The sequence below is a fragment of the Pontibacter burrus genome (assembly GCF_010686685.1).
Taxonomy (GTDB): Bacteria; Bacteroidota; Bacteroidia; order Cytophagales; family Hymenobacteraceae; genus Pontibacter; species Pontibacter burrus.
The window spans coordinates 1-639 of record NZ_JAAGWD010000025.1 but is presented as its reverse complement, the minus strand read 5'-3'; the positions used below and the strand labels follow the sequence as shown (position 1 = coordinate 639).

At 36.8% G+C, this 639-nt stretch carries 1 protein-coding gene; it reads left to right on the top strand.

Going from position 1 to position 639, the window contains the following annotated elements; genetic code table 11:
* The coding region (locus tag GXP69_RS18895; RefSeq protein WP_204282099.1) for a DEAD/DEAH box helicase at positions 1-639 on the top strand (639 nt) is incomplete at both ends.

Below are 639 nucleotides of genomic sequence, written 5' to 3'. Positions count from 1 at the left end.
AAACTAACCCTTATTGCTGATGAGGCTCATACCTTTGGCTCATCTCAGTTGCTAAATCTCCTACCTATTGGAATAGGAAAAAGAATTGGCCTATCAGCTACTCCTGAAAGAGTATATGACCGGGAAGGAGAAGCTAAGTTATGTCAGTTTTTCAACTCCTCTCCTCCTAACTACACCTTTGTATATAATATGCAGAAGGCCATAGAAGACGGCATATTATGTCGTTATCACTACTTCCCCAAATTTGTAGATCTAGTTCATGAAGAACTAGCGAACTATAGAGAAATAACCAAAAAGCTTACCAAGTATATTGATCCAGCTACAGGAAAGTATAGAGATAACCCCATTGTAAACAACCTTCTTATTCAAAGAAAAAGCATAATTCATAAGGCATCCAAAAAGGAATCTTGCTTAACAGAAATAATTAATGAAATAGGCACTGATAAATTCAAATACGCCTTCATTTATGTTCCTGAAGGAAATGAGCCGGAGTACACATCTAACGATTCAACGGCTATAGATGCAGATGATGTTAGAATTATCAACAGGTATACAGAAATACTGCACTCTAAATACGGCTTCAGGCTCAGAAAATTTCTAGGTGAAACGAGTGATAAAGATGAAATACTGAGCCAGTTT